Origin of the sequence: Devosia sp. SD17-2, assembly GCF_029201565.1 — a bacterium.
Classification (GTDB): Bacteria; Pseudomonadota; Alphaproteobacteria; order Rhizobiales; family Devosiaceae; genus Devosia.
In genome coordinates, this window is sequence record NZ_CP104002.1 from 1,476,331 (window position 1) to 1,498,444 (window position 22,114).

The 22,114-nt window shown below is 62.3% G+C and carries 20 protein-coding genes; 13 read left to right on the forward strand and 7 right to left on the reverse strand.

What is annotated here, in order from left to right; translation table 11 throughout:
* Window positions 1–135: 135 nt before the first annotated feature.
* Window positions 136–2,844 (forward strand): sugar-binding domain-containing protein, encoded by a 2,709-nt coding sequence (locus NYQ88_RS07235; protein WP_275654277.1) that lies wholly within the window; start codon window positions 136–138, stop codon window positions 2,842–2,844.
* A complete protein-coding gene (gene ugpC / locus NYQ88_RS07240; RefSeq protein WP_275654278.1) occupies window positions 2,841–3,899 on the forward strand; it encodes a sn-glycerol-3-phosphate ABC transporter ATP-binding protein UgpC in 1,059 nt (352 codons plus the stop codon). The genes NYQ88_RS07235 and ugpC overlap by 4 nt, the downstream gene beginning before the upstream one ends.
* Here ugpC and NYQ88_RS07245 read toward each other — a convergent pair whose 3' ends face one another.
* Window positions 3,900–4,793: an SDR family oxidoreductase gene (locus tag NYQ88_RS07245; RefSeq protein WP_275654279.1), complete on the reverse strand. Its 894-nt coding sequence runs from the start codon at window positions 4,791–4,793 to the stop codon at window positions 3,900–3,902.
* Window positions 4,794–5,026: 233 nt separating this feature from the next.
* On the opposite strand from NYQ88_RS07245, the gene NYQ88_RS07250 reads away from it, so the two are divergent.
* The 9 genes from NYQ88_RS07250 to NYQ88_RS07290 all read left to right on the forward strand — a co-directional run bounded on the left by NYQ88_RS07250 (window position 5,027) and on the right by NYQ88_RS07290 (window position 14,327).
* Window positions 5,027–6,316 carry a sugar ABC transporter substrate-binding protein gene (locus NYQ88_RS07250; protein ID WP_275654280.1) on the forward strand — a complete coding sequence of 430 codons (1,290 nt, stop codon included), beginning with the start codon at window positions 5,027–5,029 and terminating at the stop codon, window positions 6,314–6,316.
* Between the two features lie 62 nt (window positions 6,317–6,378).
* Window positions 6,379–7,272, forward strand: coding sequence for a sugar ABC transporter permease (locus tag NYQ88_RS07255; protein WP_275654281.1), 894 nt, complete (start codon window positions 6,379–6,381; stop codon window positions 7,270–7,272).
* On the forward strand, window positions 7,269–8,129 hold the full coding sequence (locus tag NYQ88_RS07260; protein WP_275654282.1) for a carbohydrate ABC transporter permease: 861 nt from the start codon (window positions 7,269–7,271) through the stop codon (window positions 8,127–8,129). Before NYQ88_RS07255 ends, NYQ88_RS07260 begins: the two co-directional genes overlap by 4 nt.
* Window positions 8,126–9,001 (forward strand): ROK family protein, encoded by an 876-nt coding sequence (locus NYQ88_RS07265; protein ID WP_275654283.1) that lies wholly within the window; start codon window positions 8,126–8,128, stop codon window positions 8,999–9,001. The genes NYQ88_RS07260 and NYQ88_RS07265 overlap by 4 nt, the downstream gene beginning before the upstream one ends.
* Window positions 8,998–9,747, forward strand: coding sequence for a GntR family transcriptional regulator (locus NYQ88_RS07270; protein WP_275654284.1), 750 nt, complete (start codon window positions 8,998–9,000; stop codon window positions 9,745–9,747). The genes NYQ88_RS07265 and NYQ88_RS07270 overlap by 4 nt, the downstream gene beginning before the upstream one ends.
* Window positions 9,748–9,766: 19 nt before the next feature.
* A complete protein-coding gene (locus tag NYQ88_RS07275; protein WP_275654285.1) occupies window positions 9,767–10,561 on the forward strand; it encodes a sugar isomerase domain-containing protein in 795 nt (264 codons plus the stop codon).
* Window positions 10,562–10,738: 177 nt separating this feature from the next.
* Window positions 10,739–11,917: a lycopene beta-cyclase CrtY gene (crtY, locus tag NYQ88_RS07280; protein ID WP_275654286.1), complete on the forward strand. Its 1,179-nt coding sequence runs from the start codon at window positions 10,739–10,741 to the stop codon at window positions 11,915–11,917.
* Window positions 11,914–13,404: a phytoene desaturase gene (locus NYQ88_RS07285; RefSeq protein WP_275654287.1), complete on the forward strand. Its 1,491-nt coding sequence runs from the start codon at window positions 11,914–11,916 to the stop codon at window positions 13,402–13,404. The genes crtY and NYQ88_RS07285 overlap by 4 nt, the downstream gene beginning before the upstream one ends.
* Entirely contained in the window at window positions 13,401–14,327 is a 927-nt protein-coding gene (locus tag NYQ88_RS07290; protein ID WP_275654288.1) for a phytoene/squalene synthase family protein, read from the forward strand. Before NYQ88_RS07285 ends, NYQ88_RS07290 begins: the two co-directional genes overlap by 4 nt.
* Here the strand turns inward: NYQ88_RS07290 and NYQ88_RS07295 are convergent.
* From NYQ88_RS07295 to NYQ88_RS07310, 4 genes are all read right to left on the reverse strand, one after another.
* The gene (locus NYQ88_RS07295; protein ID WP_275654289.1) at window positions 14,324–14,851 is read right to left on the reverse strand and encodes a sterol desaturase family protein; all 528 of its coding nucleotides are present in this window, start codon (window positions 14,849–14,851) and stop codon (window positions 14,324–14,326) included. The genes NYQ88_RS07290 and NYQ88_RS07295 overlap by 4 nt on opposite strands.
* Window positions 14,852–14,917: 66 nt before the next feature.
* Window positions 14,918–16,120: an ABC transporter permease gene (locus NYQ88_RS07300; protein ID WP_275654290.1), complete on the reverse strand. Its 1,203-nt coding sequence runs from the start codon at window positions 16,118–16,120 to the stop codon at window positions 14,918–14,920.
* Complete coding sequence (locus NYQ88_RS07305; protein ID WP_275654291.1) at window positions 16,117–17,013, reverse strand: ABC transporter ATP-binding protein; 897 nt, start codon at window positions 17,011–17,013, stop codon at window positions 16,117–16,119. Before NYQ88_RS07305 ends, NYQ88_RS07300 begins: the two co-directional genes overlap by 4 nt.
* A 31-nt stretch (window positions 17,014–17,044) precedes the next feature.
* Entirely contained in the window at window positions 17,045–17,971 is a 927-nt protein-coding gene (locus NYQ88_RS07310; RefSeq protein ID WP_275654292.1) for a polyprenyl synthetase family protein, read from the reverse strand.
* Between the two features lie 145 nt (window positions 17,972–18,116).
* On the opposite strand from NYQ88_RS07310, the gene fni reads away from it, so the two are divergent.
* Entirely contained in the window at window positions 18,117–19,148 is a 1,032-nt protein-coding gene (fni, locus tag NYQ88_RS07315; protein WP_275654293.1) for a type 2 isopentenyl-diphosphate Delta-isomerase, read from the forward strand.
* 48 nt (window positions 19,149–19,196) lie between these two features.
* On the opposite strand, the gene NYQ88_RS07320 is transcribed toward fni, so the two are convergent.
* Both NYQ88_RS07320 and NYQ88_RS07325 read right to left on the reverse strand, forming a co-directional pair.
* Window positions 19,197–20,132, reverse strand: coding sequence for a lytic transglycosylase domain-containing protein (locus NYQ88_RS07320; protein WP_275654294.1), 936 nt, complete (start codon window positions 20,130–20,132; stop codon window positions 19,197–19,199).
* Between the two features lie 62 nt (window positions 20,133–20,194).
* Window positions 20,195–20,872, reverse strand: coding sequence for a GntR family transcriptional regulator (locus NYQ88_RS07325; RefSeq protein WP_275654295.1), 678 nt, complete (start codon window positions 20,870–20,872; stop codon window positions 20,195–20,197).
* 249 nt (window positions 20,873–21,121) lie between these two features.
* Here NYQ88_RS07325 and NYQ88_RS07330 point away from each other — a divergent pair, with 249 nt between their 5' ends.
* The gene (locus NYQ88_RS07330) at window positions 21,122–22,111 is read left to right on the forward strand and encodes an Ldh family oxidoreductase (RefSeq protein ID WP_275654296.1); all 990 of its coding nucleotides are present in this window, start codon (window positions 21,122–21,124) and stop codon (window positions 22,109–22,111) included.
* The last annotated feature ends 3 nt before the right edge of the window (window positions 22,112–22,114 follow it).

Genomic DNA, 22,114 nt, shown 5'->3' on the forward strand with positions numbered 1-22,114 from the left:
TGCGAAACCATCTCGCCCACCAAAAGTGCTCCTCCCAACTCGGGGAGCCACTGAACGACTCCTCCCCCTTCTCAGGCGGAGGTTGGGTGGGGGTTCCTCTGGCAGTTAGACACCGACTACAAGAAGAAGGCACTCATGCTCACCTCTATCTCCCTCGAAGGCGAATGGGCCTTTGCGCTTGACCCCGACAGCCGAGGGGAGGCCGAGCAATGGTTCAAGGCCGATCTCTCCGACACCATCCAGCTGCCCGGCAGCATCGACGCGGCGCAGAAAACCCCGCTCTCGACCAATCGCACCATGGCCCATCTCAGCCGCCGCCACCCCTATGTTGGCAAGGCCTGGTACGCCAAAACCATCGAAATCCCCGAGGGGCTGGACGACCATTATTTCCACATCGCCCTTGAGCGCCCGCATGGCGAGGTCAACATCTGGGTTGATGGCTATAAGCTCGGGCGCGACGAAAGCCTGTCCACGGCCGTCCGCATGCTCGTCGGCCAACTCACGCCGGGGCCGCACAAGATCGTCATGATGATCGACAATGCCCGCTTCGAGGCGGTGGGCGAGGCGATCATCCGGGATCACGCCCTCATGGGCGACGTCGCCCATTCCAAGACCGAGCACACCCAGACCAATTGGAACGGCGTTGTCGGTTATCTCCGCATCGAAGCCGCCCGCGCCTCCATCGCCCGCGTCGATGTCCACGCTCTTAGCCGCGATGTTACAATCAAGGTCGAGCTCGATGCCTTCGACCCCGACATTCGTTTCCCCACTTTCTGGGCCGGAAAGCACCAGGACGAGCTGGTGTTTAGCTTTCACATTTCCGGCCGGAATGAGCCTCTCAACGTTAGCAGTCTGGTAACAATAGATAGCGCTTTCACGACGTTTGAGCAGCATATAGCGCTGCCTGAGGACGCCGCATTCTGGGATGAATTCGATCCCGTTACCCATCGCCTGACCGTCGAATGGCGGCGCGATGGAATTGCTCAGGATCGCCGTGAAACCACTTTCGGCATTCGGAATTTTACCCGCGACGGCCGCCATCTCAAGCTCAATGGCCGCACTGTCTTCCTGCGCGGCACGCTCGAATGCGCCATCTTCCCGCTCACCGGCTATCCGCCCACAGATCACGCTGGCTGGGAAAAAGTCTTCGGTACCGCAAAGGCTTACGGCCTCAATCACATCCGCTACCACTCCTGGTGCCCGCCCAAAGCGGCCTTCGAAGTCGCCGATCGGTTGGGCATGCTGCTCCACGTCGAAACCCCGGTCTGGCCCGTCCTCGGCGCCGATCCGGCCCTCGATCGCTATATCCATTCCGAGGCCGAGCGGATCATCCGGGACTATGGCAATCACCCCAGCTTCGTCATGCTCTGCGTGGGCAATGAGGTGAACGGGCGGGGCCTTCACGCCTTCCTCGAACGCTTTGTCGACAAGTGGAAAAAGGCCGACAACAGAAGGCTTTATACCGGCGGCTCCGGCTGGCCGACCACCCAGCGCGCCGACTATGTGTCCAAGCCCGAACCCCGCAATCAGCGCTGGGGGGAGGGGCTCGATGGTCGCCTCAATGCCCGCGCCCTCGAAACGCGAACCGATTGGGCCGAATGGGTAGAGGCGGTGCCCATGGCACTGGTCAGCCACGAGATCGGCCAGTGGTGCGTCTTTCCAGATCTCGAGGAAATCTCAAAATATTCCGGCGTTCTGGAAGCGCGTAACTTCCTGATGATCAAAGAGGATCTGGAAGCCAAGGGGCTCGGCCATCTCGCCCATGACTATCTGATGGCCAGCGGCATGCTTCAGGCCCAGCTCTACAAGGAAGAGATGGAGGCCGAGCTCCGCACTCGCGACATGGCGGGGGTGCAACTCCTTGGCCTGCAGGATTTTTCGGGGCAGGGCACGGCCCTTGTCGGTGTTGTCGACGCGTTCTGGGATGAAAAGCCCTATGTCACGCCGTCCCAGTTCCGCGAATTCTGCGCACCGATTGTCCCGCTGCTGCGTGCCGACGGCTTTGTCCTGACCCAGGGTCAGCGGTTCACCGGCCTCGCCCAACTCTCCCAGTTCGCCAGCCACGATGTTGAAAATGCGGAACTTTCCTGGTCGCTGCTCGACGGGGCAGGGGGCGTGGTCCGCAGTGGCGCGCTCTCGGCCGGCCATCTCGCGACCGGACAGCTGCATGATATCGGCGAGATTTCCATCGATACCACGGACCTTCCGCCCGCCGCGCGATATGAGCTGGTTCTGGCCCTCGATGGCACCGAGTATCGCAATCGCTGGGGGCTTTGGGTCATGCCAGCTGCCGCTGAACCGGCAGATCTGCCCATCGTGACGGTCCTCGACAATGCTGCCCTCGATCGCGTCGCCGCCGGCGAAACACTGATCCTTTCACCGCCCCCGGAATCCCTCAGGCCTAACAGCATTTTGGGGCACACAGCAGCCTTCTGGAACACTCTCTGGACCGACGGACAGGCCCCACACACGCTGGGTCTTCTCATCGACGACGCGCATCCCGTCTTCACGGCTTTCCCCACCGCCAGCCATTCGGATTGGCATTGGTGGGAGCTCACCCATCTGCGGCGAGCGCTTGATGTGAAGGGCTTGGAAAACAAGGCGATTGTGCGCGTCGTTGACGACTGGAACAGCAATCGCGACCTCGTCCTGTGCGCCGAGCTCCGTCTGGGGCAGGGCAGACTTATCCTCACCGGCTTTGACCTCGAGCATAATCTGGCAGATCGGTCAGTCGCCCGCACCTTCCGCGATGCACTGGCAAAATATCTCAATGGTAGAGCCAGTGCGGCTCCGGAGGTGACGCGGGACGAAATTTCGGCTTGGTGGCAGGGAGTGCGCCAATGAGTGCAATCGAGTTGCGACAGGTCCGCAAGTCGTTCGGCGCCACAGACGTTATTCATGGCGTCGACCTCAGCGTCGAAAAGGGCGAGTTCGTCGTCTTTGTTGGTCCCTCGGGCTGCGGAAAGTCCACCTTACTGCGCATGATCGCCGGGCTTGAGGATATTTCCGCAGGTGAAGTCCTCATCGACGGCGAAGTGGTCAACGAGGTCGAGCCCGCAAGGCGCGGGCTCTCCATGGTTTTTCAGTCTTATGCCCTTTATCCCCATATGAGCGTTGCCGGGAACATGAGCTTCGGGCTGCGCATGACCGGCACCTCCAAGGCCGAAACCGAGCGGCGGGTCAAGGAAGCGGCGGCGATCCTGCAGCTCGAGCCGCTGATGAAGCGCAAGCCGAGCCAGCTCTCCGGCGGCCAGCGGCAGCGCGTCGCCATTGGCCGCGCCATCGTCCGCCAGCCCAAGGCCTTCTTGTTCGACGAGCCGCTGTCGAACCTTGACGCCGAACTGCGCGTTGCCATGCGGGTTGAAATTGCCAAGCTGCATCAAGACCTTGGGGCGACGATGATCTATGTCACCCATGATCAGGTCGAAGCCATGACCCTTGCCGACCGCATCGTGGTGCTACGCGCCGGGCGCATAGAGCAGGTCGGCACACCAGCCCAGCTTTACGCAGATCCCGACAATGTCTTCGTCGCCGGCTTTATCGGCTCACCGAGGATGAACCTCATCAATGCCGTCAGCGATGGCCGCACTATCAGCATCGGTGACCTCGCCTTGACGCCAACACTGGCTGGGGCGCTCCCCGCCGGTCCTGTCACCCTGGGATTGCGGCCCGAGCAGTTCGAGGGCGGCGACGGGGAGACGGCAAGATTATCCGTCGCCGTGGAAGTCGTTGAAAACCTTGGCGGAACCTCCGTTGTCCATGGAAGGCTACCGGACGGTCAGACAATCCTTGTCGAGCAGCGCGGCAAGACAAGGTCCGTGCCTCAGGACCGGTTGGAGACGGCATTTGCCGTCTCCGACCTCCTGGTCTTCGACGCCGAGGGCCAGCGCCTGCGCTGATCAGGCAATGGCCTTGCCGCCGGTGACGCCGAAGACTTCGCCGGTGATGAAACTACCTTCCTGGCTGGCGAGAAGGACATAGATGGGCGCAATTTCGACCGGCTGGCCCGGCCGGCCGAAGGCACTGTTCTCGCCGAATTTCTCGACCTTTTCGGGGAACTGGCCGCCACTGGGCTGAAGCACTGTCCAGAACGGACCGGGGGCTACCGCATTGACGCGTATGCCTTTTTCGATCAGCTGCTCGGCCAGCGCCTTGGCGTAGGCGGCAATGCCGGCCTTTGTGGTGGCGTAGTCCAGAAGATGGGCGGAGGGATCATAGGCCTGCACCGAAGTGGTGGCGATGATCGAGGCGCCGGGCGGCAGATGCGGCACAGCAGCCCGCGTCAGCCAGTGCAGGGCGTAAAGATTGGTCTTCATGGTCTTGTCAAAATCTTCGCTGGTCACGTCCTCGACGGATTTCCGCGCCTGCTGGCGCGCCGCGTTGATAACCAGAATATCGAGCCCGCCCAGCGCCTTGACCGCTTTTTCGATGATCGAATTGCAGGTTTTCTCATCGGAGATGTCGCCCGGAAGCGCCACGCCCTTCACACCGGCCTGCTCGATATATCCGATCACCTCATCGGCGTCCTCGGCCTCCTCCGGCAGAAAGTTGATGGCGACATCAGCACCCTCCCGCGCATAGGCAATCGCCGCCGCGCGTCCAATCCCGGAATCGCCACCTGTGATCAGGGCCTTGCGCCCCAGAAGCCGTCCGAAACCGGCATAGCTTTCCTCTCCATGGTCGGGCGCGGGCGTCATCCTGCTCACAAGCCCGGGGCGCTCCTGCTCCTGGCGCGGAAAGGGCGGTGCGGGATATTGATAGCGCGGGTCCTGCATGGTGAAGCGGTCAGTCATCTTGGCCTCCAATGGGATCGTGCTTGGCCAATGCATGAGGCGGAGAGGATGTTCCCGGCACTCTCCTGTGTCGGCGGATGGGCGGAAGGTAGCCTTGGTTTCAGCGTCAAATCCCGCGAGCTTCAGGATTTCATCGTCCCCCATCGAACCCCTCTTGCCCAAGTCGTTATAACGTCATAACTCTAATACGTGTTGCGGTTTGGAGAAGCCGCACAGGAGGATGGGAGAACGACATGCACGCAAGCAAGGGCTTGAGCCTGGCACTTTTTGGCGCGCTGCTGATGGCAGGGACCGCACCGAGCCAGGCAGCGGAGATTTCATTTCTGACGCATTGGGGACCGGATACGGTTGCGCAGCTGGATGCCGCTATCGACAAATATGAGGCCGCGAACCCGGGTGACACCATCACGGTGCGCGCTGTGCCTTTTGGGGACCTGCTGACCACACTGCGGACCTCCGGGGGCGGGGCTGGTGGCGCAACGATCGCCGGCATCTATGACGCCTGGCTGCCGGACCTGGTCAAGGACGGCCTTGTGAGCGCTGCGTCTGACGAGATCGCCGGCGACACGAGCGCGAACTGGCCCGAGGGCGTAGTCTCGGCTGCATCGGTCGGTGGCTCGCTCTACGGCATTCCGAACGAAATCGACGTTTATGCGCTGAACTACAACAAGCGCCTCTTCGAGGAAGCCGGTATCACCGAGCCGCCCAAGACTTGGGACGAATTCCTCGCTGCCGCCGAGAAGCTGACCGACAAGTCCAAGGGCCAGCAGGGCTTTGGCCTGATCAATTCCTGGGCCGCCGGCGTGCTGCATCCGTTCGCATCGCTGCTGGTGTCCAATGGCGGGGATCTGATCGTCGACGGCAAGCCGGTGCTCGATAGCCAGGCTGCCAAGGAAACCTTCGAACTCTACGAGAAGCTGGTCACCTCCGGCTATGCCGACCCGGCCATGGCCACCGCCGACGCCAACACCACCGGTCCCTTCCTCGACAATTTCGTGTCGGGCAAGACCGGCATGATTATCATGGCCAATTGGTGGGAATCCGCGCTGCGCGGCGGCATGGGCGATGCGTTCGCCGATGTTGCGACCGCACCCATCCCGGTGGGCCCATCGGGCGACAAGGCGCGCTCGATTTCCTACTCGTGGATGACCGTGGTCAACGCCCAGGCCTCCGCCGAGGAGCAGGAAGCTGCCTGGAAGTTCCTGTCCTGGCTCAATGGTCCGGACTCGGGTGAGAACGGCGCCTCTGCCATGGGCGAAATCCTGATGGCGATGGGCATCCTGCCGTCCCGCACCTCGGACGGCGAAGCCTTTGCCGATCGCCTCAACGAGCCGTTCCTCGAAGGCTACACAAAGACCCTGGCCGACGCGAAACCGTTCCCGGTTGTGCTCGGTGGTCAGGAGTTCTCTGAATCGCTTCAGCAGACGCTTGAAGCGCTGCAGTTCGGCCAGGTTTCCGCCGCCGATGCCCAGGCCAATGCCCAGGCTGACGCGACCGAAATCCTTGAGCGCAACGCGCAGTAAGCGTCTTCTTCCGGCAGGCGGGATTTTCATCTCGCCTGCCGCTTTCCCAGGCAGTTTCCCGGATGATTGGCCGCAATCCCCGCTCCGTTATCGGCATGCTCGCGCCTGCCACGGGGCTCATAGCGATCTTTGTCTTTGTGCCGATGGCCCTGACCATCGCGCTGAGCTTTACCCAATGGTCGACCCAGACCGGGTTTGAAACCGCCCAGTTTGTCGGGCTGGCCAATTTTTTCGATCTGTTCGGCCCGACCTCCATTGGGCGCGATTTCCGCGCGGCCTTTTTCAATACGGCTATTTATACCGGCCTGTCGGTTGCGCTGATCCTGCCGCTTTCGGTCGTGCTGGGTCTGATGGTGCACCAGACCTTTGCGCCCGGCGGCATCGTGCTGCGCACCGTTCTGTTCTCGACCTATATGGTGCCGATGATCGCGGTGGCGCTGGTGTGGTCCAAGCTCTATTCGCCAACCGAAGGACCGTTCAACCAAGTGCTGGGCTGGATCGGCATCCCGCCGCAGACCTGGCTTTCCTCGCCCAATACGGCCCTCGTCTCCATCGTCCTTCTTAATGTCTGGCAGCAGGTGGGCTATTTCACGGTGCTGGCGGTGGCGGGCCTGACGCAAATCCCGACGACGCTTTACGAAGCGGCGCGGGTGGATGGCGCCTCTCCCTGGATGCAGTTCTGGAAAATCACCCTGCCGCTTTTGCGCAATACGCTTCTGTTTTCCGCAGTCATTGCCGTCATCAACGCGGTGCAGGTGTTCGAGCCGGTGGCACTGATCACCCAGGGTGGGCCGGTCAATTCCACCAATGTCATGACCTATCATATTCGCCGCGTCGGCATTGAACGCGCGCAGGGCGGCCTTGGCTCGGCCATGGCGGTGACGCTGATGTTGTCGCTGATCGTGGTCATCGTCTTGCTCTTTGCCGCCTTCCGCGATCGTGAGGAACAGCGATGAGCAGCACTATGCGTCCCTATCTTCGCTATCCTGCCACGTGGAAGTCCGCGCTGCTGTCGCTGGCAATCCTTGCCATCGCGGTGGCGGCTGCCTTCCCGCTGGTGTGGATGGTGCTCTCCAGTCTCAAGACACCGGCTGAGAGCATGCAGGTGCCGCCCGTGTGGATCCCAGGATCGCCTAATTTCGACGCCTATTGGGAAGTGGCCGAGGTGGTCAATCTTGACCGGTCCTTCGTCAATTCCGCGTTCATCGCGCTGGCGACGACGACTGCCATCGTCGTGACCAGCCTGATGGCCGGATACGCCTTTGCCAAATACAATTTTCCCGGGCGCGACTGGCTGTTCGCAGCGCTGATCGCCACCATGTTCCTGCCGCCCATCGTTACCCTCATCCCGCTCTACCGGATGACGGGCTATCTCGGCCTCAATGCCAATCTGCTCGGCGTGGTGGTGCCCAATCTGGCCAATGCCTTCGGTATTTTCCTCATGCGCCAATATATCAAGGGCGTGCCCAATGATTTGATCGATGCGGCGCGGGTCGATGGCGCTTCGGAGCTGACCATCCTCTTCAAGATCGTCGCGCCCGCCGTTCTGCCGGCGATCGCCGCGCTGACGCTGTTTGCCTTCGTCTATCACTGGAACAGCTATCTCTGGCCGCTGACGGTGCTGCAGGGCAATACCGACCAATACCCGATCGTCATCTCGCTCTCGCGTCTGCTCAGCTATAATCGCGGCGCGATGAATACCGGGCTGGTCATGGCCGGTGCGACCTTGGCGGTGCTGCCGCCTGTGGTGCTCTTTGTCTTCCTCCAGCGCTTTTTCGTCGACTCGATCGTTGCCACGGGGGTGAAGGGATGAGCCCGATCCTTGCCATTGATCTCGGGGGCACGCGCTGCCGTATCGGGCTGGCCGACAGTGCCAATCCGGCAGAGGTCGCGCTCGTTGAGGATCGACCGGCGCCTTCGGACCGCGCGGATTTTCTCAATTGCATTCGCGTCCAGTTGGAAGCGCATGGGGCAAAGGCATTGGGGCTTGGCATTCCCGGGCTCGCTCAGGGCACAGTGTGCCGCTGGGTGCCGAATTTGCCTTTCCTTGACGGTCTGGACCTTGCCGCAGAATTTCCGGGCGTATCGATCGGCCTGGGCAATGATGCCCAGCTGAGCCTTCTGGCAGAGGTGCACGCTGGCGTGGCTGAGGGGCAGAGCGATGCGCTGCTTTTGGCCATCGGCACCGGCATCGGGTCCGCCGTTCTTGCATCAGGTATGATCATTGCGGGGCAGGGCGGTGGCGCCTGTTCCTATGGTTGGGCGACTGCCGATATCTCGGATGCAGGAGAAGATGTCAGCGGTTGGCTCGAGCGCCAGGCCGCCGGCCGCGCCTATGACCAGATCGCTCATTCAATTGGCTTTGAGAACGGCCATGCCCTGATGGCGGCAGCGCGGAGTGGCGATCCCAAGGCACTGTCTGCACTCCATGCACCGGTTGAGGCGCTGGGGACCGCGACGGCGGCGGCGGTGGCCTTGCTCGATCCCGCCCTGATCATCATTGCCGGGGGCGTTGCCGAGGCTTGCGACATCCTCGAGCCGCTGCTGCGACCGGCCATCGATCGCCGCCTGCCACCGCATCTGCGCGGCGTCCCGATCAAACCCGCAAGATATCGCTCGCAGGCTGGCCTGATTGGGGCAGCTTTTGCCGGCGCGTCGGGGCCCAATTGGAGGAGGACATCATGACCGACCACCCTGCGGGTCTGGTGCGTCCGGACCGACGTCGCCCCGAGCCGCTGTGGCACCAGGCGGAAATGGCGCTGCGTTTTCTTATTGACCGGGGCGAATGGGCGCCGGGCACACAGATCCCCAATGAGGACAAGCTCTGCGAAATGCTGGGCATTTCCCGGATCACGCTCCGCCATGCCCTGCGCAATCTTGAGGAAGCGGGCATGTTGCGGCGGGAGCATGGTCGCGGCACCTTCGTGCGGTCCGCCACCATGGTGGCCGGTGTGCGCGGGCTCACAAGCTTTACCGACGAAATGCAGACGCTCGCCCTTTCCCCGGGCACGCGTCTTCTGGCCGCGCAGATCATTCCTGCGCGAGGCGCGACAGCTGAGGCGCTGGAGATCGCCGAGGGAGAAGACGTGGTCCAGTTGCGGCGCCTTCGGCTGGGCAATGGACAGCCCATCGGCATCCAGACCACCCATCTTCCGGCCAGTCGTGTGCCGGGGCTGTTCGAGGCAGCATCGGACGTCACCTCGCTTTATCGCTGGCTCAAGGACAATGCCGGCATCGTGCCGGTCCGGGCCAAGGAGGTCTATCGCGTTGGCGCGGTGGCCAAAGGCGATGCGCATGACCTCGAGCTGCCGGCCGGCACGCCGGCCTTTGAAGTTGAGCGCATCACTTTCGACGCGCGCAGCCCCTTTGAATTCGCGGTCTCGACCATGCGCGCCGACCGCTACGAAATCCGATCCACCCTTTACGTTTAGTCTGAAAGGCAGACCCCTCATGTCGACCATGTTCATCAGCAAGCTCGCGGCCATTGCCGAAAAGGCTGCCGGCGAAAACGAAGCCGCATTCGAAGCCGCCTCCAAGGCGATGAGCGAGACGCTCGCCAATGGTGGCCTCGTGCATCTTTACGGCTCGGGCCACTCGGTGCTGCCCGTGCAGGAAACCTATCCGCGCTATGGCTCCTATCTCGGGTTCAACCCGCTGACTGACCCGCGCGTCATGTGGCACAACATTCTGGGCGCCGGTGGCGTGCGTGAGCTGCTCTGGCTCGAGCGCACGGAAAAGTACGCTGAGAAGTTCCTCGACCACCAGCCGCTCAATCCGGGCGACACGATTGTCATCTTCGGCCACTCAGGCAGCAATGCCTCGGGCATCGACACCGCGCTCTATGCCAAGGAACGTGGGCTGACGGTGATCGCGATCACCGCCAAGTCCAACGCCAGCAAGCCCGCCACCCATTCCTCGGGCAAGCGCCTGCCGCATGCTTCCGATATCGTCATCGATACCGGCGCGCCGGTGGAGGACGCGATCGTTGCCATCGAAGGCTGGAGCCGCCCGGTTTCGGGCTCGTCGACGGTTCTGGCCATGATCATGATGCACGAGCTGGTCTCGCGCACGGCGCAGAAGCTGGCGGAAAAGGGCATCGAGCTGCCGGTCTTTGCCTCGCCGACCATTCCGGGCGTCACGCTGCACGACACGGACATTATCTATGGCCAGTACCGCGAGAAGATGATCGACGCGCAGTCCAAGCACCTTGAGCAGTTCAAGAAGACCATGGCCAACGAAGGCTGAGGCCCTTTCAACCAGGGTTCTGAAAAGGGGTGCGGGCGAAGGCTCGCGCCCCTTTTTCCATCCATGGCCGAGTTCGGTCGCCGCGTGATCCAAAACGCCTTGCCATGCGTAGACTATTGCACTTGCATGGTATGGTCGCGACGCGATGATCGTTATGCGGCAGGCGGAGGACTATCGTTGGCGGGTTCGGGGCGCGGTGGCAAAAGGCTTTTGGTGGCCGGCGGCGGACTTGCCGCTGCCCTGATCGCGCAGCGGCTGAGCCCGACGCCCGATCTTGAGATTATTATCCTTGAAGCGGCCAGCGCGCCTTTTGGCGAACACACCTGGTCCTTCCACATCGCCGATGTCGGCACTGACCTCCCTTGGATCGAACCGCTCATTGCCCATCGCTGGGCCGGCCAGTCGGTGCGCTTTCCCGCCTTTACTCGGCATCTGACCTCCGGCTATGCGACCCTGACTTCCCGTTCGGCCCAAGAGGGGATGGAGAGGCTACCCAATGTGTCCATCCGCACCGGCGCTGTTGTCGAGGCGGTGGATTCTGGTGGAGCGACGCTGGCCGACGGTGAAAGGCTTTCGGGCGATTGCGTCATCGATGCGCGCGGCTACCGGAAGAGCGCCGCTCTCGTTCTCGGCTATCAGAAATTCGTCGGCCTGGAGATCGAAACAGCCGAGCCTCACGGCCTCGTCGATCCCGTCATCATGGATGCCTCGGTCGATCAGCTGGACGGCTATCGCTTCGTTTATTCACTGCCGTTTTCACCGACCCGCGTTCTGATCGAGGACACGCGCTATGCCGATGGCGAGGCACTCGATAAGGGCGAACTCGAACTGGCTATACGCGAATATGCCCGGCAGCAGGGTTGGTCCGTCGCTGAAGTCGTCCGGCGAGAGCATGGAGTCCTGCCCATTTCGCTCGCTCATGACGCGCAGAAATTCTGGTCGGAGGCTCCGCCTGACGTGCCGCAGGCCGGGATGCGTGCGGCGCTGTTTCATCCTACCACCGGCTACAGCCTGCCCGAGGCCGTCCGCGTGGCCAATCTCATTGCGGAAGCCTGGCCGATCAGTAGTCCGGCTCTTGCCGTAAAGATCAGGGAGCATGCGCTTCGGCGGCACCGCGGCCAGCGTTTTTACCGGCTGCTCAACCGGATGCTGTTCCTCGCAGCAGAGCCGGACAAGCGCCATCTGGTGCTTCAAAGGTTCTACCGCCTGCGCCAACCCCTTATCGAGCGGTTCTACGCCGGCCAGACGACACCGGCCGACATGGCCCGCATTCTTGTCGGCAAGCCACCTGTGCCCGTTCACCGGGCGCTCGCCTGCCTTCGCGAAAAGCCCCTCCTAGCCTCGGAGACGACGTGACGAATTCAAAGACCGCAGCAGTCATCGGCGCCGGATTTGGCGGCCTTGCGCTGGCAATCCGGCTGCAGAGCGCCGGCATTGAGACGACCATATTCGAGAAGCGGGACAAGCCCGGCGGGCGGGCCTATGTCTATACCGATGACGGCTTCACCTTCGATGCCGGGCCGACCGTCATTACGGACCCGGATTGTCTCGACCAGCTGTGGACGCTGTCTGGCCGCACCATGGCGGACTATGTCACGCTTCTGCCGGTCGCGCCTTTCTACCAACTCTGCTGGGAGGACGGGTATCGGTTTGACTATGCCAATGACCAGGCCGAGATTGACCGGCAGATCGCGGCGAAGTCGCCTGAGGATGTCGAAGGCTACAGAAAGTTTCTCGCCTATTCCGAGGACCTTTTTCGCGAAGGCTACGAGAAGCTGGGCACAGTCCCCTTCCTCAATTTCTTCTCGATGATCAAGGCCGCCCCGCAATTGATGCGGCTCGAGAGCCACCGCAGCGTCTATTCCAAGGTCAGCCAGTTCATCAAGGACGATCAGCTGCGGCAGGCTTTCAGCTTTCATTCGCTGCTGGTCGGCGGAAATCCGTTCGAGACCTCGTCCATCTATGGCCTCATCCACGCGCTCGAACGGCGGGGCGGGGTGTGGTTTGCCAAGGGCGGCACGGGCGCGCTGATCGCCGGAATGGTCAAACTGTTCGAGGATCTGGGCGGCAGGCTGGAGCTCAACGCCGAAATCGACCGGATCGAGGGCGGCGAGGACAAGGTGACGGGCGTTGCGCTCAAGGATGGGCGCCGGTTCAGTTTCGACCAGATCGCCTCCAATGCCGATGTGGTGCACACTTATCGCGACATGATGCGCGGCACGCAGCGGGGCGATGCCAAGGGCAAGGCGCTGGAGAAGAAGCGCTTTTCCATGTCGCTTTTTGTGATCTATTTCGGCCTCAAGACCCAGCATCCCGAGCTTAAGCACCATATGGTGCTGTTCGGGCCGCGTTATCGGGAACTGATCAAGGACATTTTTCACACCGATGGTCTGGCAGACGATTTTTCGCTCTACCTCCACGCACCGTCCGTGACCGATGACAGTCTCGCCCCCAAGGGGCAGAGCGCCTATTACGTGCTCTCGCCGGTGCCGCATCTGGGCACGGCCGATATCGACTGGGACGTCGTCGGCCCGCAATATCGCGACCGGATCCTTAAATATATCAACGACCGCTATATCCCCGGGCTGCTTGATGACCTCGTGACGGTGCGCCACTTCACGCCCTTCGATTTCCGGGATGAGCTCAATGCCCATCTGGGCTCTGCCTTTTCGATCGAGCCGATCCTGACCCAGAGCGCCTGGTTCCGCCCGCATAATCGGGACGATGTGATTTCCAACATGTATATCGTCGGGGCCGGCACGCATCCCGGAGCCGGCATTCCGGGTGTGGTCGGGTCGGCCAAGGCCACGGCCGGGCTGATGATCGCGGATGCCATGGCATGAACGACGAGGTTATTTCCCGCAGCGAAGAGGCCATCGCCAAGGGCTCGCAGAGCTTTGCGGCTGCGGCCCGCCTCTTCGACCGGCAGACGCGGGATGATGCTGTCATGCTCTACGCCTGGTGCCGCCATTGCGACGATGTCATCGACGGGCAGACGTCTGGGCATGCACAAGTGGCGGACTTCAGGGATGGGCAACAGGCCCGGCTCGAGCAATTGCGCGCCGAAACCAGCGCGGCTTTGTCTGGCAGGGCCTCGGACAGCTATATTTTCAATGCCTTGCAGCGCGTGGTGGAGCGGCACGAGATTCCCCATCGCCACCCTCAGGAATTGCTGACGGGCTTCCAGATGGACGTGGAGGATCGCGTCTACGAGACCATCGAGGACACACTTGAATATTGCTACCATGTCGCCGGCGTGGTCGGGGTAATGATGGCCATGATCATGGGTGTGCGGGAGCGCGAGGTGCTCGACCGGGCCAGCGATCTTGGCCTTGCCTTCCAGCTCACCAATATCGCGCGCGACGTCATTGATGATGCGCGCATGGAGCGGGTCTATCTCCCCCGCACGCTTCTCGCGCGGCATGGCATTACCGAAATCCGGGCTGATGATCGCGCGCAGTGGCCAAAACTTCATGCCGCTGCGCTGGAATTGCTTGAACTGGCGGAAGCCTATTACGCATCGGCCTATCACGGCATGGCGGAACTGCCGCCGCGCTCGGCCTGGGCCATTGGCGCGGCGCGGCGCGTCTATCGTGCCATTGGCCAGAAGCTGCGCTCAGGCGGGCCCGATGCTTGGGAACACCGCGTGTCTACATCGCGCAATGAGAAGCTGATGCTGCTCGCAAAATCCCTCGGAGACGTTGCCTGGACCCGCCTGCCCAGACAGCAGCCGGACCGTGCGGGCCTGTGGAAACGCCCCGCCTAATGTGCGGCGGGGCGATCCTCGTCCTTGAGCGCATGGGGATCGTATGAGCGCTTGTTCTCTTCAAGTTCCTTGAGCAGCTTGTCGACTGGCTGGGCATAAACAAAGCCGAACGAGACGCAGCCATCCTTGCCCTGCACCGCATGATGGAGCCTGTGCGCTTGGTAGACGCGCTTCATGTATCCCTTGCGCGGAATGTGCTTGAACGGCCAGCGCTGGTGCACGAGGCCATCGTGAAAAAAGAAGTACAGCATCCCATAGATTGTCACGCCCAGGCCTAGCCAGGTCAGCGGCCACCAGAAGAAGTGGCCAAGCGCAAACATGGCGATGGCGACGCCGGCGAACACCACGGCATAGAGATCGTTTTTTTCCAGAGCATCGTCATGTGGCTCATGGTGGGACTTGTGCCAGCCCCATCCCCAGCCGTGCATGATGTGTTCATGCGACCAGGTGGCGAACCACTCCATGAACAGGACGGAACCAACCACGAGCCCGGTTGGCACCAAATAGTAGAGAACAGTGTCCATTCAGGCCTCCTTCGATAGTTTTAAAGATAAGATTTCCCGTGGTCTGCGGCCAGTGTGGCGTAGTCACTAAAGGCGGAGCCGCAGGCGGGAAATGATCAGTCCGAGAATGACGCCGACCATGGCGACACACAGCAACCAGGCGAGTTCCGGCAGCACCGCACCGAGCGGTTCGCTGCGCCACAAAATGCCGTGGTAGGCCTCGATCGCCCAGGCGTTGGGGGTGTACCAACCGACATCCTGGAGCCAGGGCGGCATCATGAAACGCGGGACCATAGAGCCGCCGATTGCGGAACTGACCAGCACCACAAAAGTGGAGACGGTCTGGGCCTGCTGCTTGCTGGTGCAGGCCGACGCAACGGCCAGCCCAAGCCCGGCTGTCGCGGCGGAGGCGACCAATGTAGTCAACAGCCATTCCATGCCGTGGTGAGTGACGTCGACCCCATAGACAATCGCGGCGACAAGGAAGATCAGGCCAACCTGCAGTACGCCCTGTGCGGTGAGGAACAGGAATTTCCCGAGGACGACGACATCCGTGCCGGCAGGCCCCACGGCGACGCGATCGACAATGCCGGAGTGACGTTCCTCGATCAGGGTCGCAGCGCCCTGCATCGCGGAAAAGAGCAGGAAGAGGATGGCGACCGCACCGGCATAATAGCTGATCGTCGCCCCGGCCGAGGTGGCTGATCCGATGTTTTCGATATTGACCAGGCCCGGCGCGGCATCAGGGCCATTGCCGCTGACAGCCAGTTCCTGAAGGGCGGCGTCGAGCTGTGCCTGCTGCTGCGGAGAAAAGCCGCCGACAAGCTCCCCGATGAGCGGGGCTGTTCGGGAGACGCCAATTTCGGGTACCGCGACGGCAATCAGGTTCTGCACTTGCCCTGCAAGGCTCGCCCCGGCGATCACCTTGGCTGGATCAACGAGCACGGTAATCGGCGAGGTCGTTTCATCAGCGAGGTCGCCGGTGACAAACAGGCCGACATCGGCCCGTCCGGTCTGCACCATGCGCACCACCTCAGCGCGATCGGCCAGACTTTGCGGGAGGACACGAAGGCTCGCGTCTTCGCGCAAGGCAGCCTCGAGGCGCTCTGTCACCTGCGTCTCTGTGGCGACGCCATAAGCCACGTGAAGGCGCATTTCCTCCCCACTCGATCCGGAGAAAATAGCGGCGAAGATGATGAAAATAACCGGGGGCAGGAGGAATGCCAGGGCCAGCGCGCCGCGATCGCGGATCACGCTGAGTGCCATGACGCGAAGCATGGCAAGGATCAAGGAGCCACCTCCGCGTCCCGCGTCAGACTGACGAAGAGACTGTCGAGACCGGGTTCCCGAAAACGGATTTCCCGTGTTTCTATCCCGGCCTTGTTGAGGGCTATCGACAGTCGCTCCAGAGAATGGGAGCTGGCTCCGGTGAGCATGATCCAGCTATAGCCGCCCTTGAGCGGGCTGAAGCCGGCCTTGTGCAGGATCGCCGACTGGTCCGGGGTGGCAAGGTGCCGAAGTTCGAGAATGACTTCCCTGTGCTTGCCGAACGCATCGGCGATAAGGCCCCGTGGCGTACCCTGAGGCGTGATCTTGCCGTCGCGGAGGAAGCCGACCGTTGTGCAAAGCGCTTCAGCCTGGTCGAGGTCGTGGGTCGTCAAAAGTATCCCCATTCCGGCGCGGCTGAGGTGGACGAGGACGTCGTGCAGGACATTGCGCGCCTCGACATCGACCCCGACCGTCGGTTCGTCGAGGATGAGCAAGTCAGGGTGATGAAGAATTGCGGCGGCAATATTGACGCGCCGCTTCCACCCCCCCGAGAGGATGTCGACGCGTTCGTCCAGGCGCTGGGTGATATCGGTGGCCTGGCTGGCCCAAGTGATCGCCTGGCTGGTTTCTGTGGCCGACAGGCCGGACAGCCGGCCGAAGGCCTCAAGGTTCTCCCGGACCGTCAGATAGGGATAAAGCGCCAGTTCCTGTGGGACGAGGCCGATATGGCGCATGCTTTTCTTGCCCGTCTCGCCGGCGACGCTGACCTGCCCGGAGCAGGCGCGGACGCGCCCGCATATGGTGCGGATGAGGGTGGTCTTGCCCGCCCCGTTTGGTCCGAGAAGGCCGAATATTTCCGACCGTCCGAGCTGCAGGTTGAGGCCACGCAGGACTTCGCGGTTTCCGTATCGCACTGATAGACCGGCCACAAACAGTGGCTGCGTATCACCCTGCATCCGAGACGAGCTTGCTCTTGAGGTATTTGGCGACCAAAGCCTGGATGGGCGCGGCATTGACACCACTGGCGAGAAGGGCAGCATCCGCTACGGCTAGATGCTCCTCGCAGGTGAGGCGGGCCTGGCGCGCGCCGAAGATGGAAACGAGGGTCGCCTTGCCCTCGTCCTTGTTGACGTCCTTGCCGATGGCGAGCGGATCGGTGGATTTGTCCAGCAGGTCGTCTGCGGTCTGGAAGGCGAGGCCGAGGTGACGGGCGAATTTGCGGATATGCGCGATCCGGTCATCCGGCATGTCGGCGAGAACGGCGCCCATCTCAGCTGAGGCGACAAAAAGCGTGCCGGTCTTGAGCCAGTTGAGGTTCTCGATTTCCTTTTCGCCCACCAGTCCGGCGCGGCCATTGATGTCGATCTCCTGGCCGGCAACGAGGCCATTATGGCCCACGGCGTCCGAGAGGATTGCAGCAAGGCGCGTCCGAATGGAGGCGGGGATATCGAGTTCGGAAATGACGCCAAAGGCCCGGCTCAAAAGGGCAATCGCGCTGAGAATGGCTGTGGCCTGGCCGAAGGCAACATGGCTCGATGGCCGCTCGCGGCGCATGCTGGCGTCGTCCATGCAGGGCAGGTCATCAAGGATCAGCGAGGCCGTGTGGACCATCTCCACGGCGCAGCCCAGCACGAGGGCCGCCTCTTCCATCCCGGGGTCGGGATCGGCGATCATATAGAGCAGAACCGGGCGGAGACGCTTACTCGGCGCGAGCAGGGCATGCTTCATGGCGGCGGCGAGATTGGTGGGGATCGCGTCCGATCCCTCTATCATCCGCTCCAGACACGTCTCGACGCGTTCGCGAATAATGCGTGCGTCCTCAAGGGCTTGATGACCCGAATGCATGGCATCAATGCTATTCCTGGGGATCATCCAGCATACCCCTGCCTGGAAACGCAGAAGAAGTGAACCAGAAACGGCGCTACAACGTAAGAGCCAAAAGTAACCTGTCTGGGCAAGAAAATGGGTGCCCTTGCCCTAAATCCATCGCAGGCTGTCATGCTGAAGAGGCAATTCATTGACTATCAACCGTAAGAACGAGCATCTCGATATTGTCCTGGGCGGGCGAGGGGCGGCCTCGATCTCGGCTGGCTTTGACGATGTTAGATTTGAGCACGCTGCCCTCCCGGATCTGGATATGGACGATATCGGACTGGATACGCAGTTTGTCGGCAAGCGGATCAGTGCGCCGCTGCTCGTCAGTTCGATGACCGGCGGTCCGGCGCGGGCGGAAAGCATCAATGCCAATCTGGCCGTGGCCTGCGAAGAATTGGGGATTGCCCTGGCGGTCGGGTCGCAACGGGTGGCGCTCGACAGTGCGGCCGATGGCGGGCTGCGGCTCGATCTGCGGCGGCATGCGCCGACCATTCCGCTGCTCGCCAATTTCGGGGCGGCGCAGCTCAATCTGGGCTATGGCCTCGACGAGGCGCGGCGGGCGGTGGAGATGATCGGGGCAGACGCGCTGATCATTCATCTCAACCCGTTGCAGGAGGCGGTCCAGCCTGAAGGCGACCGTAACTGGCTGGGTTTGCTGGGTAAAATTGAGGCCCTTGCCAGGACGCTTTCGGTGCCTGTGGCCGTAAAGGAAGTGGGGTCGGGCATTTCTGGCCGGACTGCGCGGCGGCTGGTGGATGCCGGGGTAAGCATTATCGATGTGGCCGGAGCGGGTGGAACCAGCTGGGCTGCGGTTGAGGCCGAGCGGGCCCAGACGCCTCGACAGGCGGCGATTGCGCGGGCTTTTGTCAATTGGGGGCAGCCTACGGTCGAGGCGATCGCCGCGGTGCGGGCGGCCTGTCCGCGGGCGGTTGTGGTGGGTTCCGGCGGCGTTCGGGACGGGGTTGATGTGGCCAAGGCGATCCGGCTGGGCGCCGATGTGGTGGGGCAGGCGGCGGGGGTTCTGACCGCTGCGACCGAGTCTGCGGAGGCGGTGGTCGAGCATTTTTCGACCATTATCGGGCAGTTGCGGGTGGCGTGTTTCTGCACCGGATCTGCCAATCTGGCAGCGCTCAGAGTGGCCCCTTTGCAGTCACAGACGAGCCGAGTTCGTTAACAGACTGTTAGCATTGAGCGCAGCGACGTGTGAAAACGTACCGATGGCTCATGGCGCGTTTTTCTGGACGATGCAATTGCCCCCGGCGGCGAGAAGACGCTGGCAAAAGTCCTGCGCCTCCTCTCGGCTCTGGCGACCGACCATGGCGGAAAAACGCATGCGGTTCCCAAAACTGGGATTGCGAACGCCGATGAGCATGAGCTGCTCGGGACCGAGGACAGTTTCGAAGCGAGCTTGCGCGGTGGCGAAGCGGGAGCGGGCGGCATCGGCAGAGGCGTTCTGAGCGATCAGCACGCCCCAGGGCTGCCACTCGGCCGGGCTGATGGTCAAGTCGGGTTGTCGGACAGAGCGGGACATGTCGAGACAGGCGGTGTGGAAGTCCTTGTCCTTGTCGAGGGTGTAGTCGACCTCTCCGGCGATATCGGCCAGCCAGATGTCGACTGGGTGGCCGGTGATGATCTCGACGTAATTGCGCGTCTCGAGCGGCAGGCGACCGCCATTGTTGGCGACGTAGCGGCTGATCCGGCCTTCGCCACCATTATAGGCCGCCGCAGCGAGGCCGAGATTGCCGAACTTCTGCTCGAGGAAGCGCAGATATTCGGCGGAGCGGGCCATGGCCTCGGCCGGATCGAAGGCATTGCCGAGACCGCGAAGGCGCGCCGTGCCGGGCATGAACTGGGCAATGCCCTGGGCACCAGCAGGGCTGAGGGCCGCGGGGTCGAAGCGGCTCTCCTGCCAGAGGAGGCGGGCGAAGAAATCTGGAGGCAGCTGCCAGTGCGTCGCATAGGCGGCGATGGCCGAGCAGACGTCAGCCCGATAATTGGCCTCGGTGATGCAAATGCTGTCTGCGCCGAGCGCGTGGCAGGTGCCGGGACTGGCACTCGACTCCGATTCCGATTGCGCCCGCGCCGCCGGCATGGCCTGAAACGACAGGAGCAGCAACAGCAGCCCGCGCCTCAGCCATGTCGAAAAAAACTGCGCCATGACGGCATCTTGGCGACACGGTGGCCAGTCGGCAAATCACAGAAGCGCCGGGGCGGTCGAAATCAGGAAAAGAAGGTGTTGAACCGTTCGTAGGACTGTTCGACGTGCGCGCGCATCGCCTGTTCGGCGCGGTCGGGATCGCGCGCCTTGAGGGCGGCGATGAGATCGGCATGCTCCATATTGGCGGTGGAGGCAGCCTGCTGGTGGTGGAAGAGGCGGAACAGATGCATGTGGATATGTAGATTGGCGAGCGTTTCCTGGACCAGATCATTGCCGCTGGCCTGGGCGACGAGATCGTGGAACTGGCCGTCGAGCCGGGCGAATTCGCTGTAGCTGACCTTGCCCTGGCCGGTGAGCGACATTTCCTCGGCAAGACGCTCGAGGGTGGCGAACTGCTCGTCGGTGATCATGGATGCGGCCTTGCGGGCGGCGAAGGGCTCGAGCAGCAGGCGCAACTCATAGAGCTGTTCGAAACGGGCCCGATCCATCTGGGTGGACGCGCTGAAGCCGATGAGATGGGTTTTGACGACGAGGCCCTGTGCCTCAAGGCGTGACAGCGCTTCGCGGATAGGGGTCTGCGACACGCCGAGTTCGCGCGCGAGATTGTCGATTGAGATCCGCGAGCCGGGAAGAATGTTCTGGCTCATCAGCTGCGCATAGATAGTGTTGTACACCTCGTCGCCCAGACGCGGCGGACGCTTGATCGGGTTGCTTGGCGTCTGATTGACCGGCGTTGCCATGACGGGAAATCCTCATCTCAAGGGAGCAGGAGCACTATCCTATCGTATCCTTTTTGAAAACGCGGCGAAAAGTGAAGTTGCGTTTGACATCGAGATACAAGACGCATAGTGCTGAAACTAAATCATATAGGATATATCTGGTGCTGTTTTGCGGGCCCCGTCAAGATCATGCTTGATCGGGAACCAGCGGCGCGGCACCGGCCGAGACACCATAAGTTCGGTGCCCGAAGGATTGGAGAGTGAATAGACATGCCCTTAGTGCCTGTCACTGAAATTCGCAGCGTAGCCGACCGGGTTCTGGCGGCAGCGGGTGTTCCGGCGGAAAATGCGGTGCTGCAACGCGAGCTTTTGCTCGACGCCGAAATGCGCGGCATTGCCTCGCACGGATTGCTGCGCCTGCCGCGGCTGTTGGAGCGGATCGCCAATGGCGTCGCCGATCCGGTCACGCGGGGCCGGCACGAATGGACGGCGCCGGGGTTTCTCAAGGTCGATGGTCAGCAGGGGCTCGGTCCCGTGGTGGCGCAGGCCGCAATCGACGCAGCAATGGACCGCGCCGCGACGCAGGGCGTGGCGGTGGCAGCTGTAGCCAATGCCAATCACATCGGCATGCTGGGCTTTTACGCCGACCGCGTGGCGACGGCCGGAAAATGCCTGATCGCTTTTTCGACCAGCGAAGCCCTGGTGCATCCCTGGGGCGGACGCCGGGCGATGATCGGCACCAACCCCATCGCCATCGGCATGCCGACAGGCGAAGGCATCTTCATGATGGATACGGCCACGAGCATCATCTCCATGGGGGAGGTTCACGACCATGCCAATCGCGGTGTGGCGCTGCCGCCGGGCATGGCGCTCGATGGGGACGGCAATCCGACGACGGACGCGGCGGCCGCGCGAGACGGGGCGATTGCGCCGTTCGGCGGGGCAAAGGGCTATGCGCTGGGTCTGGCCTTTGAGCTCATGCTCAGTGCCCTCGCAGGGGCTGCTATTGGCCGTGAGGTGAAGGGCACGCTTGATTCCACGGAGCCCTGCAACAAGGCTGATCTGTTCATCGTTATCGACCAGGACCTAGCCCCGGTCGCGGGCTTCCTTGACCTGTTGCGCGCCGAGATGCCTGCACAAGGGTTTGACGGCGTCCGCATTCCGGGGGAGCGCGGACGGGCCCTGGCGGCGCAGGCCCAGTCGAACGGCATCAATGTGGCGGACGTGATCTGGACGCGCCTGCAAGAACTGGCCGCATAGGCG

Bases quoted from the DNA above. Each gene is read 5' to 3' on its own strand.
- NYQ88_RS07235 (WP_275654277.1), top strand. From the start codon at position 136: ATGCTCACCTCTATCTCCCTCGAAGGCGAATGGGCCTTTGCGCTTGAC.
- ugpC (WP_275654278.1), top strand. From the start codon at position 2,841: ATGAGTGCAATCGAGTTGCGACAGGTCCGCAAGTCGTTCGGCGCCACA.
- NYQ88_RS07245 (WP_275654279.1), bottom strand. From the start codon at position 4,793: ATGACTGACCGCTTCACCATGCAGGACCCGCGCTATCAATATCCCGCA.
- NYQ88_RS07250 (WP_275654280.1), top strand. From the start codon at position 5,027: ATGCACGCAAGCAAGGGCTTGAGCCTGGCACTTTTTGGCGCGCTGCTG.
- NYQ88_RS07255 (WP_275654281.1), top strand. From the start codon at position 6,379: ATGATTGGCCGCAATCCCCGCTCCGTTATCGGCATGCTCGCGCCTGCC.
- NYQ88_RS07260 (WP_275654282.1), top strand. From the start codon at position 7,269: ATGAGCAGCACTATGCGTCCCTATCTTCGCTATCCTGCCACGTGGAAG.
- NYQ88_RS07265 (WP_275654283.1), top strand. From the start codon at position 8,126: ATGAGCCCGATCCTTGCCATTGATCTCGGGGGCACGCGCTGCCGTATC.
- NYQ88_RS07270 (WP_275654284.1), top strand. From the start codon at position 8,998: ATGACCGACCACCCTGCGGGTCTGGTGCGTCCGGACCGACGTCGCCCC.
- NYQ88_RS07275 (WP_275654285.1), top strand. From the start codon at position 9,767: ATGTCGACCATGTTCATCAGCAAGCTCGCGGCCATTGCCGAAAAGGCT.
- NYQ88_RS07290 (WP_275654288.1), top strand. From the start codon at position 13,401: ATGAACGACGAGGTTATTTCCCGCAGCGAAGAGGCCATCGCCAAGGGC.
- NYQ88_RS07295 (WP_275654289.1), bottom strand. From the start codon at position 14,851: ATGGACACTGTTCTCTACTATTTGGTGCCAACCGGGCTCGTGGTTGGT.
- NYQ88_RS07310 (WP_275654292.1), bottom strand. From the start codon at position 17,971: ATGATCCCCAGGAATAGCATTGATGCCATGCATTCGGGTCATCAAGCC.
- NYQ88_RS07320 (WP_275654294.1), bottom strand. From the start codon at position 20,132: ATGGCGCAGTTTTTTTCGACATGGCTGAGGCGCGGGCTGCTGTTGCTG.
- NYQ88_RS07325 (WP_275654295.1), bottom strand. From the start codon at position 20,872: ATGGCAACGCCGGTCAATCAGACGCCAAGCAACCCGATCAAGCGTCCG.
- NYQ88_RS07330 (WP_275654296.1), top strand. From the start codon at position 21,122: ATGCCCTTAGTGCCTGTCACTGAAATTCGCAGCGTAGCCGACCGGGTT.